The 16,188-nt window shown below is 62.4% G+C and carries 14 protein-coding genes; 3 read left to right on the top strand and 11 right to left on the bottom strand.

Going from position 1 to position 16,188, the window contains the following annotated elements; genetic code table 11:
• Positions 1 to 6: 6 nt before the first annotated feature.
• Together G7048_RS08030 and G7048_RS08025 are read right to left on the bottom strand one after the other, a co-directional pair.
• On the bottom strand, positions 7 to 639 hold the full coding sequence (locus G7048_RS08030; protein ID WP_166067630.1) for a DUF2760 domain-containing protein: 633 nt from the start codon (positions 637 to 639) through the stop codon (positions 7 to 9).
• A gap of 268 nt (positions 640 to 907) precedes the next feature.
• A complete protein-coding gene (locus G7048_RS08025) occupies positions 908 to 1,567 on the bottom strand; it encodes a glutathione S-transferase family protein (RefSeq protein WP_166067628.1) in 660 nt (219 codons plus the stop codon).
• A gap of 126 nt (positions 1,568 to 1,693) precedes the next feature.
• On the opposite strand from G7048_RS08025, the gene G7048_RS08020 reads away from it, so the two are divergent.
• On the top strand, positions 1,694 to 2,116 hold the full coding sequence (locus tag G7048_RS08020) for a hypothetical protein (protein WP_166067627.1): 423 nt from the start codon (positions 1,694 to 1,696) through the stop codon (positions 2,114 to 2,116).
• Positions 2,117 to 2,176: 60 nt separating this feature from the next.
• Here G7048_RS08020 and G7048_RS08015 read toward each other — a convergent pair whose 3' ends face one another.
• From G7048_RS08015 to G7048_RS07990, 6 genes are read right to left on the bottom strand one after another with little or no spacing between them, the layout of a single operon-like run.
• Positions 2,177 to 3,910, bottom strand: a complete 1,734-nt coding sequence (locus G7048_RS08015) for a biotin carboxylase N-terminal domain-containing protein (RefSeq protein ID WP_166067625.1) — start codon at positions 3,908 to 3,910, stop codon at positions 2,177 to 2,179.
• 12 nt (positions 3,911 to 3,922) lie between these two features.
• Positions 3,923 to 5,512, bottom strand: coding sequence for a 5-oxoprolinase/urea amidolyase family protein (locus tag G7048_RS08010; RefSeq protein ID WP_166070865.1), 1,590 nt, complete (start codon positions 5,510 to 5,512; stop codon positions 3,923 to 3,925).
• A gap of 30 nt (positions 5,513 to 5,542) precedes the next feature.
• Entirely contained in the window at positions 5,543 to 6,301 is a 759-nt protein-coding gene (locus G7048_RS08005; protein ID WP_166070864.1) for a LamB/YcsF family protein, read from the bottom strand.
• A gap of 38 nt (positions 6,302 to 6,339) precedes the next feature.
• A complete protein-coding gene (pcp, locus tag G7048_RS08000) occupies positions 6,340 to 7,023 on the bottom strand; it encodes a pyroglutamyl-peptidase I (RefSeq protein WP_166067624.1) in 684 nt (227 codons plus the stop codon).
• 35 nt (positions 7,024 to 7,058) lie between these two features.
• A complete protein-coding gene (locus G7048_RS07995) occupies positions 7,059 to 8,012 on the bottom strand; it encodes a DUF979 domain-containing protein (RefSeq protein WP_166067623.1) in 954 nt (317 codons plus the stop codon).
• A gap of 8 nt (positions 8,013 to 8,020) precedes the next feature.
• On the bottom strand, positions 8,021 to 8,749 hold the full coding sequence (locus G7048_RS07990) for a DUF969 domain-containing protein (protein WP_166067622.1): 729 nt from the start codon (positions 8,747 to 8,749) through the stop codon (positions 8,021 to 8,023).
• Positions 8,750 to 9,094: 345 nt separating this feature from the next.
• On the opposite strand from G7048_RS07990, the gene G7048_RS07985 reads away from it, so the two are divergent.
• Together G7048_RS07985 and ruvB are read left to right on the top strand one after the other, a co-directional pair.
• Complete coding sequence (locus tag G7048_RS07985) at positions 9,095 to 9,769, top strand: GntR family transcriptional regulator (RefSeq protein ID WP_166067621.1); 675 nt, start codon at positions 9,095 to 9,097, stop codon at positions 9,767 to 9,769.
• Between the two features lie 63 nt (positions 9,770 to 9,832).
• Positions 9,833 to 10,888 carry a Holliday junction branch migration DNA helicase RuvB gene (gene ruvB, locus G7048_RS07980; RefSeq protein ID WP_166067620.1) on the top strand — a complete coding sequence of 352 codons (1,056 nt, stop codon included), beginning with the start codon at positions 9,833 to 9,835 and terminating at the stop codon, positions 10,886 to 10,888.
• 535 nt (positions 10,889 to 11,423) lie between these two features.
• Here the strand turns inward: ruvB and G7048_RS07975 are convergent.
• The 3 genes from G7048_RS07975 to mgtA form a co-directional block, all read right to left on the bottom strand.
• A complete protein-coding gene (locus G7048_RS07975; RefSeq protein ID WP_166067619.1) occupies positions 11,424 to 12,281 on the bottom strand; it encodes a hypothetical protein in 858 nt (285 codons plus the stop codon).
• A gap of 390 nt (positions 12,282 to 12,671) precedes the next feature.
• On the bottom strand, positions 12,672 to 13,388 hold the full coding sequence (locus G7048_RS07970) for an MgtC/SapB family protein (RefSeq protein ID WP_166067618.1): 717 nt from the start codon (positions 13,386 to 13,388) through the stop codon (positions 12,672 to 12,674).
• Between the two features lie 45 nt (positions 13,389 to 13,433).
• Positions 13,434 to 16,175 (bottom strand): magnesium-translocating P-type ATPase, encoded by a 2,742-nt coding sequence (gene mgtA, locus G7048_RS07965; protein WP_166067617.1) that lies wholly within the window; start codon positions 16,173 to 16,175, stop codon positions 13,434 to 13,436.
• Between the last annotated feature and the right edge of the window lie 13 nt (positions 16,176 to 16,188).

The raw sequence follows: 16,188 nt of genomic DNA, 5'->3' as shown, positions 1-16,188 counted from the left end.
TGTCGCTCACAGTTCCACCTCTGCCTGAGCCACGATCTCAGCGGCTTTTTCGTCGGTGAGTTGCGGCAGTTGCATCTGCGAAACCTTCCAGCCGCGATGCGTGAGCGTGCCGGTGAATGGCGCTTGGCCGACCACATTGCCGGTCAGGCGAATCGCGGTGGTGTCGAAGCCCGGCGCCACGGTGATGCGGCTGCCTTCGGCTTCGTCGCGCACGGGCACGAGCTTGAAATGCTCCTTGAGCACCTTGCGGCAGCCTTCGTGCACCACGCGTGCGGCGGCACCGATTTCGGCATCGCTGTAGCTGGCCACATCTTCCTGGATGAAGTCCACAAAGCGGGCTTCGCGCTGCATCAGGCCGAGCACTTGCAGGGCTGCGGTGTCGGTCGGCACGCGAACCTGCACGGTGCGTTCGATGATCTTTTCGACGGGCACCTCCACACGGGTTTCGACGATTTTCTCGACCGGCACTTCGATGCGCACTTCCTTGGGTTCGGGCGTGGGCACATCGGCGGCGAGCTGCTCGCCACCGCGCAGACGGGTGATGTCAGCCGCGAGACGACCGTTGCCGAGGATGGCAAAAAAGCTGCCGATGGCAATCGCGATGCGACTGAAAAAAGAGGGTGGGGTGTTCTGAGTCATGGCTTGAATTTCCGGGTGCGTTCGTTCCCCGGCGCTGGGCTCCCGCTGCCGCATGGGGCATTCAGGCGGGAGCCGAAATGAATCGGGTTTTCGCGGCGCGCTTTGGTGGCAATGGCTGGAGGGCACACAAGTGTCCCCCATGCTCGCGCGCACGTAAGAGGTGCAATGTTACCGAATGCAGGCTACCCCAGCGCCGACATGGGGCTTGGGGCTTCAAATCACTGTGGTTATGAACAGTCGTCTGGCTGCTCAAGCACGCGGCGGCTCATCAATCCCGATCCGGTGCACCGAGCGGAAAGTAGGCCCGGAAAGGCCGCGCTTCATTCACCGCACGAGCAAACGATGGACGCACCAACAGCCGCTCCCGGTAGGCTTTCAAATGAGAGTGCGCACCGGAAATCGGATGCGTCCAATCCGCATAGAACAGCGAGGGCGCAGCCGCGCAATCGGCCATCGAAAACCGCTCGCCGCACGCCCAGGTCTTGCCCGCGAGATGCGTATCGAGCCACGCGTACGCTATCTCCAGCTTTTCCTGCGCGAATGCCAGACCGTCCTTGCGCCTGATGGCATCGCCGCTCAGCGCTCCGTTCACGGCGGTTTGCATGGGGCTCATCACATGCAGATCGAAGAAGCGATCCATGAATCGCACATCGAGCGCCGCTTGCGCATCGGATGGCAAGAGCGCCACCGGGCCGGGATGATGCAAGTGCAGATGCTCGATGACGATGCTGCTCTCGGCAATGCTTTGCTCGCCGTCGAGCAACACCGGAAACTTGCGCAGCGGCCACAGCCTTTGCCACTCCGCCATATGCAAGGGCTGATCAGGAGCGACCCAGCGGAATTCAAACGCCGTCTGGTTCTCGTACAGCGCGATCAGGACCTTCTGTGTGTACGAGGAAAAGGGGTGGCCGTAGAGTGCGAGGGGCATGGCGGGCTCCTTCTCATTCTTGTGAGGAGCGCTCATTTTCCGACGATTGCGTCGTGCCGTATATGCTTGCGACGGCAGAATGTACGGCATAGATCGAGCGAACAAGTCATTGGAGGCAAAGAGGCCGTGAGCGATTTCATCCGTTTCGTGAGCGCAGGCACGGACAGCACGCAGGACGACGACGCGCAGTTGGTTGCCGCCGCATCCGCGTGCCTTGATCGCTTCACGGAGCGTTTCAACGCCTGCGATTCATTGGGCATGGATGGCGAATTGCACTTCCCGCACATCATGTTGTCGGGGGCCGAACGGCTGGAGTGGCTCGAACCCGGCCAGCATCCCTCCCACTTCTTCGAGGCGTTGAAAGCGACGGGGTGGAACCATACCCGCTATGAAGCCAAGGAGCCTGTTCTGGTGAGTCAGGACAAGGTCCATTTTGTGGTGACCTACAGCCGCTGCAATGCCCAGGACGAGGTGCTGAGCATGCACCGCAATCTCTGGATCGTCACGCGGCGCGATGGGTGCTGGGGGATTGCGCTGCGGTCTTATTGATGCAGCGACACGACATGACCGCGAGCGTGTGTGCAGGCGGTCACGTCATCTTTCACAAGTTCAACCAATCCGCGCGAGCGCCGCTCCCAGCGTCTGCGCAGTTCCGGCTTTTGCCAGCAGCGCGATCTTTCCGCTCTTGTGTGCGGTCACCTGCATTTCCATCTTCATCGCTTCCATCACGGCGATCACGTCGCCTTCCTTGACGGTTGCGCCGTCTTCAACCTTCCATGCGTGCAGATTGCCTGCGATGGGGGATTCGACGACGTTGGGATCAGCCACCGCAGCAGCGGGTGCGGATGCGTTGCCAGCCGTGCCCGGAGCAGCAGCGGACAGGCCCTGCAGCAGCACGGCGGGCAGGCCGAGCGATACGCGCTTGCCGTCGATTTCGATGGCGGTGCGGGTGAGCGTGGTGTCCACCAGCGGCTCTGCGCGCACGGCGGCGGCGAGGGGTTCCACGAAGGCGGTTTCGATCCAGCGGGTGTGGACCTTGAAGCCATCGGTGCCGCTGAAGTCGGCCTGATTCACCACGGCGCGGTGGAAAGGCAGGACCGAAGCGACGCCTTCGATGTGGAATTCCTTGAGTGCACGGCGGGCGCGGATCAGTGCCTGTTCGCGGGTGGCGCCGGTGACGATGAGCTTGGCCATCATCGAGTCGAACGAGCCCGAGATGACGGAGCCGGTCTGCACGCCGGAATCAACGCGCACGCCGGGGCCGCTCGGGGCGTCAAAGCGCGTGATTTTGCCGGGTGTGGGCAGAAAGCCGCGGCCCACGTCTTCGGCGTTGATGCGGAATTCGAACGAGTGGCCGGTGGGCTGGGGTGTTTCGGTGATCGACAGCGGCAGGCCGTCGGCCACGCGCAGTTGTTCGACGACGAGGTCCACGCCCGTGGTCTGTTCGGTGACCGGGTGCTCGACCTGCAGGCGCGTGTTCACTTCGAGGAACGAGATCGCGCCGCTTTGGCTCAGCAGATATTCCACCGTGCCCGCGCTCACGTAGCCCGCCTTGGCGCAGATGGCGCGCGCGGACTGGTGGATGCGTTCACGTTGCTCGTCGCTGATGAAGGGCGCGGGGGCTTCTTCCACGAGCTTCTGGTTGCGGCGTTGCAGCGAGCAGTCGCGCGTGCCGAGCACTACGACATTGCCGTGCGTGTCGGCAATCACTTGCGCTTCGATGTGGCGTGGCTTGTCGAGGAACTGCTCGACAAAGCATTCACCGCGACCGAAAGCAGTGATGGCTTCGCGTGTGGCCGATGCGAAAAGCTCTTCGACTTCGTCCATGCGCCACGCGATCTTCATGCCGCGACCGCCGCCGCCGAAAGCGGCCTTGATGATGATGGGCAGGCCGTGTTCTTCGGCGAACTTCAGGACTTCCGATGCGTCCTTCACCGGGTCCTTGGTGCCCGCGACCAGCGGCGCACCGACTTCCAACGCCACCTTGCGCGCGCTGACCTTGTCGCCGAGCAGTGCAATGGTTTCGGGCTTGGGGCCAATCCAGATCAGACCGGCGCCCTGCACGGCTTGCGCGAAGGCTTCGGATTCCGAGAGAAAGCCGTAGCCTGGATGCACCGCATCGGCACCGCTTTTCTTGGCGATGTCGATGATCTTGGCGATGTTGAGATAGCTGTCTGCGGGTCGCTCACCAGCCAGACCGTAGGCCTCGTCGGCCATGCGCACGTGCAGTGCATCGATGTCGGAATCGGCGTAGATGGCGACGGATTTCACGCCGTAGTCGGCGCAGGCGCGCACCACGCGGACCGCGATCTCACCACGGTTGGCAATCAGAACTTTTTTCATGATGAGACTTCCTCAAAGCGTGTTGTCGGGTGCCATTTCTGCGAAACGGCGAATGGGGTTGAAGCGCAGCCACGCGCCCACGGGAATCTGTCCCGCGCGGTCGAGGTGGTGGGGCGCGACGCAGGCGATCACGGGGTAGCCGCCGGTAAGAGGGTGGTCGGCCAGAAACAGCACGGGTTGGCCGTTGGCCGGCACCTGCAATGCGCCAAGCGGTGTGCCTTCGCTGGGCAGTTCTGCGGTGACGGTGCGCGAGAGCGGCACCTCGCCTTCAATGCGCAGGCCCACGCGATTCGATTGCGGCGTGACCTGCCAGCGCTGCGTGCACAGCAGCTCGACGGCTTCGGGCGTGAACCAGTCGGTGCGCGGGCCGAACTCGATGTCGAGCACGACGTCGTCCTGCAGCGTGGGCAGGTCGTCCGGTGGCAAGGCGGTGTCGCCCACCACGTGATGCGTCGCGGGTTGAACCGTCAACACATCGCCCACTTTGAGAGCGGCAGGGCCGACGTGGGCCAGCGTGTCGGTGGAGCAACTGCCGAGCACGGGCGCGACGTTGAAGCCGCCGCGCACCGCCACATAGCAACGCGCGCCCGCCACCGGTTGGGCGATGGACAGCGTGTCGCCGTCGGCCAGCGCGATGGGCGCGTAGCGCGAGACGTTCCAGCGTTGGCCTTGCGATGTGGTGAGGGTGATGGGCGCGTCGGCACCTGTCACCGCCACCACGTTGTCGCCACGGCTCTTGAGCTGCAGGCCGCCGCCCACGGTTTCGAGCGCTGCGACATGGCTGGCGTTGCCGATGAGGCGGTTGGCGGTCTTGAGCGCGACCTGATCCATCGCGCCGGATGCGGACACGCCTTGTCCTGCCTGACCGTGGCGGCCGGTGTCCTGGAACACGGTGAGCAAGCCGGTGGCACGAACGATGAGCGCGTTGGTCGTTGATGTGTCTGTCGGCGCGGCAGCAGGCGTTGCTGATTTTGGTGCGGCTGCAGGCAGCGTGGCCGCATCCACGAACTTCACGCGATAACCGGGTTGCAGCAGCGCGGGCAAGTCGCGCGAGAGGTCCCACATCGGCGTTTCGGTCACGCCAATCAACTGCCAACCGCCGGGGCTGGCTTGTGGGTAGACCGCGCTGAAAGTGCCTGCCAGCGCGACGGAGCCTGCGGGCACCTTGGTGCGCGGCGAGCTGCGGCGCGGCACGTTGAAGATCGGGTCGCCGCCGCTCAGGTAGCCAAAGCCCGGAGCGAATCCGGTGAAGGCGACCGTGTACTCGCTGCCGGTGTGGCGGGCGATGACTTCCGCTTCGCTGATGCCCAGAATCTGCGCCACATCGGTCAGATCTTCGCCGTTGTAGTGCACGGGAATTTCCACCAGCACGTCGCTGCGTTCGGTGCGTGCGTCGAGCTTGCGCGATGCGATCTCGCTCACCACCTGCGCGGCCGTCGTGGCGGATGCGCGGAAGTACACGAGGATGGTTTTCGCGGCGGGAACGAGTTCTTCCACGCCATGCACCGGCGTGCGTTGCAGCGATGCGAGCAGCGCCAGTGTGTCGTCCAGATCGGCGAGTTCCACCATCAATGCGTTGCGGTTGACGGGCAGAAATCGCATGGTGTTTTTTTCCACTTTCATCGTGCGCTTTCAGTTCACGAACGAGGCGATGTGGATGTGCTCGCGCTCGAAGCGTTCACGCAGATTGCGCGCGATCGACACGGCACCGGGGCTGTCGCCGTGCACGCAGATTGAATCGGCTTCGATGCGCACGGTGCTGCCGTCGATGGCGGTCACCGCGCCTTCGCGCACGAGCTTGACCATGCGTTCGGTGATCTCGGCCTCGTCATGCAGCACCGCGCCGGGCAGGGTGCGCGAGACCAGTTCGCCAGCGGGTGTGTAGGCGCGGTCGGCAAAGGCTTCGGCAACGACCGTGAGGCCCGCATCGCGTGCCCACTGGATCAGCGGTGCGCCTGCGAGCGCGACCAGCACCAGCGATTTGTCGAGTTCCAGCAGCGCCTTGATCACGTCGCCTGCCTGGCGCTTGTCTTGCGCAATCTTGTTGTAGAGCGCGCCGTGCGGCTTCACGTATTTCACGGTGGTGCTAGCTGCTTGTGCGAGGCCTTGCAGCGCGCCGATTTGGTAGATCACGCTGGCGACGAGGTCGGCGCTGCCGATGTCCATGTTGCGGCGACCAAAGCCCACCAGATCGGGATAGGCCACATGCGCGCCGACGACGACGTTGCGCTCCTTCGCCGCCTTCAATGTCTTGAGGATGCCAGCCGGGTCGCCCGCGTGAAAACCGCAGGCCACGTTCGCGCTGCTCACGATGTCGAGCATCGAGGCGTCGTCGCCCATGCTCCATGCGCCGAAGCTCTCGCCGAGGTCGCTGTTGAGGTCCATTTTCATCATGATGTTTCTCTTTCGTTGTGGCGGTCGCTGGGGCTTCAGGAGATCTGGCCTGCGGTCACGCGCAGGTCCTGCTCCACCGTCATGGCCGCGTGGAGTGCGGCGCGAATGCCTTTGACCTGGGTGGCCAGGTCCATGCCCGTGATGCTGGGGTTCTTGGCCTGCATGTCGGGCAGCGGCGGAATGTGGATGAAGCCACCACGTGCGCCGGGGGCCGCCGCGTGGTGCGCAAGGCTGTGCATCACGGCGTAGAAAATGTGGTTGCAGACAAAGGTGCCTGCGGTGTTGGAGACCGATGCGGCCACGCCCGCGTCGAGCATGGCCTTCGTCATGGCCTTGATCGGCAAGGTGGAGAAGTAGGCCGACGGGCCGCCTTCCACCACCTGCGTGTCCACGGGCTGATTGCCCGCGTTGTCGGCGATGCGCGCATCGTCGAGGTTGATGGCCACGCGCTCGGGCGTGATGTCGCAGCGGTTGCCCGCAAAGCCCAGCGCCACGACCAGCACGGGCCGGTAGTGCGCGATGGCCTGGTCCAGCGTGGTGATCGAATCGCCGAACACGCAGGGCAGTTCGACTCCGTGCACCACGGCCCCGGCGATGACTTCGCCGTCCAGCGTGCGGGCGATCTCCCATGCGGGGTTGATCGGGTCGTTCTCGAAGGGCTCGAAGCCGGTCAACAGGATCGTGGGTACGGGTGTTTGCACGGGTGTTTGGATTGACATGTTCGAGTCCTTCTTGTCGCTTGGCTGGTGAGGTCTCAACGGAACATCAGGAAGTACAGGATGAACACGTTGGCAGTGAGAAGCAAGAGCGCGGTGGGAATCTGCGCCTTGATCACCGCATTCTTGTCGATCTCCAGCAGCGCGGCGGGCACGAGGTTGAAGTTGGCAGCCATTGGCGTCATCAACGTACCGCAATAACCCGACAACATGCCCACGGCAGCCATTACGGCCGGGTCACCGCCGAAGTGGTGCACCAGCACCGGCACGCCCACGCCGCCGGTCATCACCGGGAAGGCGGCAAAGCCGTTGCCCATGATGACGGTGAACAGCGCCATGCCGATCACGTAGACCGCGACGGCGATGAACTTGATGTCCATGTTGATGTAGGTGGTGGTCACATAGGCCACGGCCTTGCCCACGCCTGCGTCGGAGAACACGAGGCCCAGCATGCCCAGCATCTGCGGCAGCACCAGCGCCCAGCCGAGCGCGTCCGTCAGGCGCCACGATTCGCGCATTCCTTGCACGGGCGTTTCGCGCGTCAGCCAGCAGGCGATGATCAGCGCCACCACGCAGCCCACGCCCAGGCTCACCAGTGTGCTGTTCTTCAGATCGATCAGCGGCGTGCCGCCGAAGATCAGATGCTTGGCCGAGAGCGTGCCGATCATGGTGATCAGCGGAATCGCCAGTGCCGGCACGAAGAGCTTGTTGCCAAGGCGCTTGGCGCTTTCCAGGTATTGCGCATCGGTGCGCGGCTGGTGCTTGCCACCGGCCACACCGCCAAAGCCTGCGATCACGGCCATGATCACGGCCATCAGGCCGATCCACATGGGCGGAATTACATCGCCCGCAAGGAACACCACGGCGTAGATCGCCCAGAACAGCGCGCTCGAAAAGCGACGCGGATTGCTCGCATCACGAACGGTGAGCAGCGCGGTGACGGCCAGAATGAAGCCGATCAGGTAGTACAGATGTTGAATCGTCAGCGTCATGTTCGGGCTCACTTCTTGGTGTTGGCGGCTGCGGTTTCAGCGGCGTTTTCGGAAGCGATTTCCTTGGCCAGCGTCGCGTCGAGACGGTGCAGGCGGATCGCATGGATCACGAAAGCGGTGATGGCCGTCGGAATGCCCCACAGTGCGACATGGATCGGCTCGACCTCGATGCCCGCTTCCTTGAGGAACGTGACCATCAGCACGATGGCACCGAACGCCACGAAGATGTCTTCACCGAAGAACAGGCCCACGTTGTCGGTGGCGGCAGAGAAAGCGCGCAGCTTGTCGCGCACCTTGGCGGGCAGCTTGCCGTAGCGGTTTTCGGTCGCGCCTTCGGCCATGGGGGCGAGCAGCGGACGCACCATCTGCGGATGACCGCCCAGGCTGGTCAGTCCGACGGCGGCGGTCAACTGGCGCGCGGCCAGGTAGACGATGAACAGGCGGCCAGCGGTGGCCGACTTGATGTTGCTGATCCAGCGCTGCGCGTGCTGGCGCAGACCGTGGCGCTCCAGCAGACCGATCACGGCGAGCGGCAGCAGGATGATCAACGGCAGATTGCGCGTCTTCACGAAGCCGGTGCCGATGGTGGTGAGCACCTTCTCGATCGGAAACCCCGCCGCCAGCGCGGTGCCGATGGCGGTGACGATCACCACCAGCATGGGATTGAAGCGCAGCACGAAGCCCGCAATGATGATGGCCACGCCTATGAGGGGCCAGAGGTTGACGTCGGTTGGCATGTTGGATCCTTTGAATGGTTGCTGCCGGCTGCCTGTTGCAGGGCCGGAAAGCGGCCTGCGCCATCAGTTGGGAGTCGCTGCCTGCGGTGTGGAGCGCATTGGCAAGGACATCGTCAATCCTTGTTTGTGTTACAAAATCAATTGGATTGTCTGACAATGACTATTTTGCATAAGACAATACAGTGTTGTGCATAGGTGCAAACCCGTATTTTGTCTGACAATATGGGGCCTATTGACTGTTGCGGATCCACTTTTTCTCGGACAAACCGGGGCTTCGCGAGGCCTTGGCTACACTGCTGGCTTGAAGATCATCCCGTCCGAACAGCCTGCCACCAGCCCGTCACCATGTCCCGCACCACCGAAGCCCTGAACCTCACGGACCGCATCGCCGAACAATTGCGCAGCAAGCTCGTTCTGGGGGAGTGGATGCCGGGTGAACGTCTGTCCGAAGCCGCGCTGTGCGAGAGCCTCGACATCTCGCGCAGCACCGTGCGCGAAGCCTTTCGCGTGCTGACCAAGGAAGGCCTGCTCTCGCACGAGCCCAACAAGGGCGTGTCGGTGGTGGTGCCCAGCATTGCGTCGATCATCGACATCTACCGCGTGCGCCGCATGATCGAATGCCAGGCGCTCGCTCAAGGCTACCCCATGCACCCGGCGGTGGCGCACATGCGCGAGGCGGTGGACAGCGCGCAGACCTGCCGCACCAACGAAGACTGGCTGGGCGTGGGCACGGCCAACATGGCGTTTCACAAAGCGGTGGTGGAACTGGCCGACAGCGAACGCTTGAACGTGATGTTCTCGCACCTGCTTGCCGAACTGCGCGTGGCGTTTGGCCTGATGCAGGACCCGCATTTTCTGCACGCGCCCTATGTGGACATGAACCAGCAGATTCTTGCGTTGTTCGAGTCCGGCAAGCCCCTGGAGGCATCGCAGTCGCTCAACGATTACCTGGTGCATTCCGAGCGCCTGATCCTTGCCGCATACGCACGTCGGCTAGCGGAAAAGGGCATCAAGGGATAATGGATGCAGTCAGAAATCCAGAGCTGACACCACCGATTTTTCTCGCGCACGCATGACCCCCGCATGACCATCCATACCGACGATTTCGCTCCCACTCCGCCAAAGCCCCGCGTGGTTTCCGCCGCGCCCGCTTCACCGCAGGAAGACGCACTGGAGCGCGCGCTGCGTCCCAAGCTGCTGGATGAATACGTCGGCCAGGCCAAGGCGCGCGAGCAGCTCGAAATCTTCATTGGCGCAGCGCGCAAGCGTGGCGAAGCGCTCGACCATGTGCTGCTGTTCGGCCCGCCCGGTCTGGGCAAGACCACGCTCAGCCACATCATCGCGGCCGAGTTGGGGGTGAACCTGCGCCAGACCTCGGGCCCGGTGCTCGAAAAGCCCAAGGACCTGGCCGCGCTGCTGACCAATCTGGAGCGCAACGATGTGCTCTTCATCGACGAGATCCATCGCCTGTCGCCGGTCGTCGAAGAAATTCTGTATCCCGCGCTGGAGGACTACCAGATCGACATCATGATCGGCGAAGGCCCTGCGGCGCGCTCGATCAAGCTTGACCTGCAGCCGTTCACGCTGGTCGGCGCGACCACGCGCGCGGGCATGCTGACCAACCCGCTGCGCGACCGCTTCGGCATCGTCGCGCGACTGGAGTTCTACACGCCCGATGAGTTGGCCAAGATCGTCAAGCGCAGCGCCGGTCTGCTCGGCGCGCCGATCGACGAAGACGGCTGCTTTGAAATCGCGCGCCGTTCACGCGGCACGCCACGTATCGCCAACCGCCTGCTGCGCCGCGTGCGCGACTATGCGGACGTGAAGGGCGACGGACGCATCACGCTGGACATCGCGCAGCGTGCGTTGACGATGCTGGATGTCGATCCGCAGGGCTTCGATGTGATGGACCGCAAGCTGCTGGAAGCGGTGATTCATCGCTTTGATGGCGGGCCTGTGGGACTGGACAATATTGCGGCCAGCATCGGCGAGGAGTCGGGGACGATCGAGGATGTGATCGAGCCTTATTTGATTCAGCAAGGGTATTTGCAGCGTACGCCGCGGGGTCGGGTGGCTACTCTTGCTGCGTTTCGTCACCTCGGGGTTACGCCGCCTAGCGCTGCGGGTGGGTTGTTCTAGTTTTTCTTTTGTTGGCGGTGCTGGCCGCTGCTGGGCGTTTGTTTGCGGGTGCCGGGTCTCGCCCCGGTGGGCGAGTAACTTTTCGCTGGCGCGCGAAAAGTCACCAAAAGTGCGCTTGAATGCGGGGTCACGCGGCAGAACTCAGCTTCGCGCCGTAGGCGCTCCGTTCGGGCAACCGCCGCGAGTCAGTGTTTTCATAAGAGGTGTGATTCGGCACTTCGCGTTGCTCGTGCCGGCATCTCGCGACTCCGCGAGATGGGTGGGCATTGCTTGTTTCGGGTAGTGGAAGTCCTGAACAGGGCACTGGCATTCATGCGAGTGGGGCCATCGGTGTTGAAGCTCTGAAGTCGTAATAGCCCAATGGAGACTTCGATGAAATTGGTGGAGTGTGAGCTATTGGTGCTCCCGGCCAAAACCGGATATTCACCCTAGGAATCAAGAGTAACACCAATAATCCGCCCCTCAAATTCAACTGATTCGCCTGCATGAATGCTGGAGGCTCTCGCATGTTCGAATGCGAGAGGCGGATATCGATTTACGGAGCTTCCTCAAGCTCCGTTGTCGTGCAAATGGGATTTTGATTTGGAACACCAAGGATCACGGCACCCAAAGGTCCGATGCAGGTTCCAAACAATTTCTGGCTGTTGAAATAGGACATGTTCGCATCTGTGCTGATGTGAAGCATGGCTGAGAGAAATCCGAACTGATCCACTTTCAGCTCTTCCAGACGATAGTACCCGGGTGCCATGGCCACGCAGTGATAGCTGCCCTTGGAGACGAAAGCGTCTCCGCTGGCAGACAGATCTCCCTCAAACGAGCATGTCTCCGTCCCACTGAATCTAACTATCTTGAAATTCAAGCCGTCCCCATTCAGCGCAAAGCTAGCTGAATCTTGGAAAGTCCACGAGAACGCTTTGTCGAAGACCACTCGAGTGAGATTGAAGTCATTGTTCAGCCGGGTGCGATGTTCGTTGAATGCGATGCGGGAAATGGGTCTCTTTGCCTCACTTGGCAAGGTGATGGCGCCTGTGGAGGACGTGTCGAACTCCATCAGCACCGTACCCATCATCTGTGCCAGTTCACCAGTTCGTGCATCGCCGCCCATTGCGCGACCGTTCTTGTATTCGTTCAGTTCAGCCGAGAAGGTCTTGCCATCATCTCCAATGCTTCCCGCTGCTTGAAGGAACATTGACGAGCCATCTGAACGGTAGCCGAAGTAGGAGACGATGATTCGGTTTCCATCCTGACGGTCGATCTGAAAGCCGCGGCCTGGCTTGCCGTTTGATTCGCCATCAAATGCCCAGAGTCCAGACTGTGGCAAAGCAGCGGAAGCGGTAGTTGATACACCAGTAGCAAGAGCTACGAGTATGAGACTGCGAACAGAACTAAGCATGCGGTTTCCCCTGTAAATTATCTATAGCGCCGTCATTTAGTATAGTCATCTATGTTGCATATTGGTAAGATTTCACGATTGTCGAATCACACTGCATGCGGGGGACAAGGCGCAAAAGGACAAGATCCGCTTCCCCGCTTCACAACTGAGCCGCAACGAGAAAATTCGAGGAGTTGTCAAGCTCTGAAGGTCGTTCTGAAAGGCCACTTTGGCGCCGTGCGAACTTCTGCTCAGGGTCGGACAGAGCCGCACAGCCCCCGAGCGCTGATGGTTGCAAACTGAAGGCTGAGGGCGTTGTTTATGACTTCAGCTCGCACATCGAAGGTTCTGCCACCTCGGCAAGCCGCATGGATGCTGGAGCCCTATCTACGAGCTTGATTACCCTGAGCATTACTCTTCAGTGCTGGAGTTCCAGAAGGCTTGCAACACGCCCGGCAATGCTTCTATCTGTTTGACTACTGCGTCCAGTTCGTCTGCCTCCACCGAGGTGGCGTGGAGCACGATTTCGATTTCTGTGTCGCTGGGGCCGAAGGCGTGTTTTTCCACGGAGCGGGCGGGGTAGTTGGCGGCATCCAGGAGTTCCAGCATTTTTTCGCGCACTGCCGCTTGTACGCTGGCGCTGCAGATGGCGTAGACGTAGTAGATCGCTTCGCCTGCGGTTTCGTTCACGGGGCGGCGGTTGATGGTGTTGACGACCGGGCGCAGCAAGGTGTTGGAGGCGAGCACGAACAGGGTCGCCATGCCGGCTTCGAGGATCATGCTCGCGCCGCAGCACGCGCCCACGGCGGCGGAGCCCCAGAGGGTGGCTGCGGTGTTCAGGCCGGTGATGTTGGCGCCTTCCTTCATGATCGAGCCCGCGCCGAGAAAGCCTACGCCGGAGACGACGTAGGCGATCACGCGGGTCGCGCCGTCTGCGCCGCCAAGGCGCATGGCGAGATCCACGAACACGGCTGCACCGACTGCGACCAGCGTGTTGGTGCGCAGACCCGCCGTGCGTTGGCGGATCTGGCGTTCAAGGCCGATGACGCTGCCGAAGATGAAGGCGAAAAGCAGGCTGACGAATGTGTTGAGCGCCGCCATGGCGTTGAGGTTCTGCAGGGCCTGCATGCTGCGGTCTTTCCACGGAGCTTGTTGTTGTCGTCGTCATCGTCATCATTGCCAGCCGTAGCGCTTGATGTACACGCGCTTCGCCAAGGTTGTCACGGCAGCGTAACAGAACAATATGACAAACAGCCAGGGGAAGTAGCTGGCTGGCAGCGGCTCCATCTTGAAGTAGCTGGCGAGTGGTCCCATCGGCAGAAAGATGCCGGCGGCCATGACGGCGGCTGTCATCATCAGCATGGGCCACGATGCGCGGCTTTGGATGAAGGGGATCTTGGGTGTGCGGATCATGTGCACGATCAGCGTCTGCGTGAGCAGGCCGACGACGAACCAGCCGGACTGGAACAGCGCCTGCTTTTCGGGCTGGTTGGCGTGAAAGACGAACCACATCAGCACGAAGGTGACCACGTCGAACAGCGAGCTGATGGGGCCGAAGAACACCATGAAGCGGCCCAGATCCTTGGGGTTCCAGCGCAGCGGGTGCTTGACGAGTTCGTCGTCCACGTTGTCGAACGGAATGGCGATCTGCGAGATGTCGTAGAGCAGGTTCTGCATCAGCAGTTGCATGGGCAGCATCGGCAGGAACGGGATGAAGGCCGAGGCGATCAGCACCGAGAAGACGTTGCCGAAGTTGGAGCTGGCCGTCATGCGGATGTACTTGAGCATGTTGCTGAAGGTGCGGCGACCTTCGACCACGCCTTGCTCCAGCACCATCAGGCTTTTCTCCAGCAGGATGATGTCGGCGGCTTCCTTGGCGATGTCGACTGCGCTGTCCACGCTGATGCCGATGTCGGCGGCGCGCAGGGCCGGAGCGTCGTTGATGCCGTCGCCCATGAAGCCCGTGATGTGGCCGTTGGCACGCAGCGCGCGCACGATGCGCTCCTTGTGCAGCGGCGCGAGTTTGGCGAACAGTGTGTAGTGTTCGACGGCCTCGCGCAGCGTCGCTTCGTCCATGGCTTCCACGTCGTTGCCGAGCAGCACGGTGTCCACTGGCAGACCCACATCGCGGCAGACCTTGCGCGCGACGAGTTCGCTGTCGCCGGTGAGCACCTTGACGGCAACACCATGCTCGTGCAGCGCCTGAATGGCGCTGGCCGCCGTGTCCTTGGGTGGATCGAGAAACGCGACGTAGCCGATCAGCGTGAGCTCGCATTCGTCGGCGATGCCGTATTGCGTCTTGCCGGGCGGCACTTCCTTCATCGCCACGGCCACCACGCGCAGGCCTTCCGCATTGAGCTGCTGGGTGACTTCCAGCACCTGCGCCACGCGTTCGGGCGTGAGCGCGAGCACCGCATCGCCGTCGCGCATCTGCGTGCAGCATTGCAGGATTTCTTCAAGCGCGCCCTTGCAGATGAGCTCGTGGTGATGGTCGCGCTCGGCCACCACCACCGACATGCGGCGACGCTGGAAGTCGAACGGAATCTCGTCCACCTTGCGGTAGTCCTCGGTCACGCGCATGGCGGTGTGCAGCTCGACGTGTTCGAGCACGGCACGGTCGAGCAGGTTCTTCAGACCCGTCTGGTAGTAGCTGTTCAGATAGGCGAACTGCAGCACCTCGTCGCTGTCGTGGCCCATCACGTCGGTGTGGCGTTCCAGCGCGATCTTGTCCTGCGTGAGCGTGCCGGTCTTGTCGGTGCACAGCACATCCATCGCGCCAAAGCTCTGGATCGCATCGAGCCGTTTCACCACCACCTTCTGGCGCGACAGCGACACCGCGCCCTTGGCGAGCGTGGAGGTCACGATCATCGGCAGCATCTCGGGCGTGAGACCGACGGCCACCGACAGCGCGAACAGGAAGGCCTCGGTCCAGTCGCCCTTGGTGAAGCCGTTGAGCAGCAGCACGATGGGCACCATGATCGCGGCGAAGCGGATCAGCAGCCAGCTCACGCTGTTCACCCCGGCTTCGAAGGCCGTGGGTGCGCGGTCGGTGCTGGTCACGCGCGTGGCGATGGTGCCGAAATAGGTGCGATTGCCCGTTGCCAGCACCAAGGCCAGCGCCGAGCCGGACACCACGTTCGTGCCCATGAACAGCAGATTGGTCGCCTCCAGGACCGAGCCCGCATCGACGGGCGTTGCGGCTTCTGGCTGCTTTTCCACGGGCAGCGATTCGCCGGTCATCGCGGCCTGGCTCACGAACAGATCCTTGGCGCTGAGCACGCGGCAATCGGCGGGAATCATGTCGCCCGCAGACAGCATCACGATGTCGCCCACCACCAGCTCGCGCAGCGGCACTTCGCGTTGCTGCGCATGCGCGCCAAAGCCACTGGTGCCGCGTTCATCGGACGCGCCTTCGACCTTGCGCAGCACAGTCGCCTTGTTGCTCACCAGCGCCTGCAAACGCGCGGCGGCGCGGTTGGAGCGGCCTTCCTGCACAAAGCGCAGCAGCGTGGACAGCACCACCATGCTGCCGATCACGACGGTGGCCTTCACGTCCTCGGTGACGTAGGAGACCACCGCCAGCAGGGTGAGCAGCAGATTGAACGGGTTCTTGTAGCACTGCCATAGATGCTGTAGCGGCGACAGCGGCTGTTCGTGCTCGACCTCGTTGGGCCCATGCTGCGTGAGCAGGGCCGCTGCGGTGTCGTCACTCAGGCCATCTTCGCCGGAGTTCAGCCGTTGCAGCGTGGTGCGGGCATCGCCTTGCGAGGCAAGCAGCAGGTTGCGTGTGAGCTCGGTCGGCACGGCCCGGCCATGACCCGCGCTGTGATCCGTGGGAATCGCACGGCGGTGAAAGAAGCCACCCATGCGGCGGCGGCGCACAAAGGCGCGGAACAGATTGTTGAGGATCTGCATGTGATGCTCCCGC

Origin of the sequence: Diaphorobacter sp. HDW4B (genome assembly GCF_011305535.1) — a bacterium.
Taxonomy (GTDB): domain Bacteria; phylum Pseudomonadota; class Gammaproteobacteria; order Burkholderiales; family Burkholderiaceae_C; genus Diaphorobacter_A.
The sequence above is the reverse complement of the archived record's forward strand: the minus strand, read 5'-3'. Positions and strand labels throughout refer to the sequence as shown.

Excerpts from the sequence above, each read along its gene's own strand:
- G7048_RS08030 (WP_166067630.1), bottom strand. The coding sequence starts at position 639 with ATGACTCAGAACACCCCACCCTCTTTTTTCAGTCGCATCGCGATTGCC.
- G7048_RS08025 (WP_166067628.1), bottom strand. The coding sequence starts at position 1,567 with ATGCCCCTCGCACTCTACGGCCACCCCTTTTCCTCGTACACACAGAAG.
- G7048_RS08015 (WP_166067625.1), bottom strand. The coding sequence starts at position 3,910 with ATGAAAAAAGTTCTGATTGCCAACCGTGGTGAGATCGCGGTCCGCGTG.
- G7048_RS08010 (WP_166070865.1), bottom strand. The coding sequence starts at position 5,512 with ATGCGATTTCTGCCCGTCAACCGCAACGCATTGATGGTGGAACTCGCC.
- G7048_RS08005 (WP_166070864.1), bottom strand. The coding sequence starts at position 6,301 with ATGAAAATGGACCTCAACAGCGACCTCGGCGAGAGCTTCGGCGCATGG.
- pcp (WP_166067624.1), bottom strand. The coding sequence starts at position 7,023 with ATGTCAATCCAAACACCCGTGCAAACACCCGTACCCACGATCCTGTTG.
- G7048_RS07995 (WP_166067623.1), bottom strand. The coding sequence starts at position 8,012 with ATGACGCTGACGATTCAACATCTGTACTACCTGATCGGCTTCATTCTG.
- G7048_RS07990 (WP_166067622.1), bottom strand. The coding sequence starts at position 8,749 with ATGCCAACCGACGTCAACCTCTGGCCCCTCATAGGCGTGGCCATCATC.
- G7048_RS07985 (WP_166067621.1), top strand. The coding sequence starts at position 9,095 with ATGTCCCGCACCACCGAAGCCCTGAACCTCACGGACCGCATCGCCGAA.
- ruvB (WP_166067620.1), top strand. The coding sequence starts at position 9,833 with ATGACCATCCATACCGACGATTTCGCTCCCACTCCGCCAAAGCCCCGC.
- G7048_RS07975 (WP_166067619.1), bottom strand. The coding sequence starts at position 12,281 with ATGCTTAGTTCTGTTCGCAGTCTCATACTCGTAGCTCTTGCTACTGGT.
- G7048_RS07970 (WP_166067618.1), bottom strand. The coding sequence starts at position 13,388 with ATGCAGGCCCTGCAGAACCTCAACGCCATGGCGGCGCTCAACACATTC.
- mgtA (WP_166067617.1), bottom strand. The coding sequence starts at position 16,175 with ATGCAGATCCTCAACAATCTGTTCCGCGCCTTTGTGCGCCGCCGCCGC.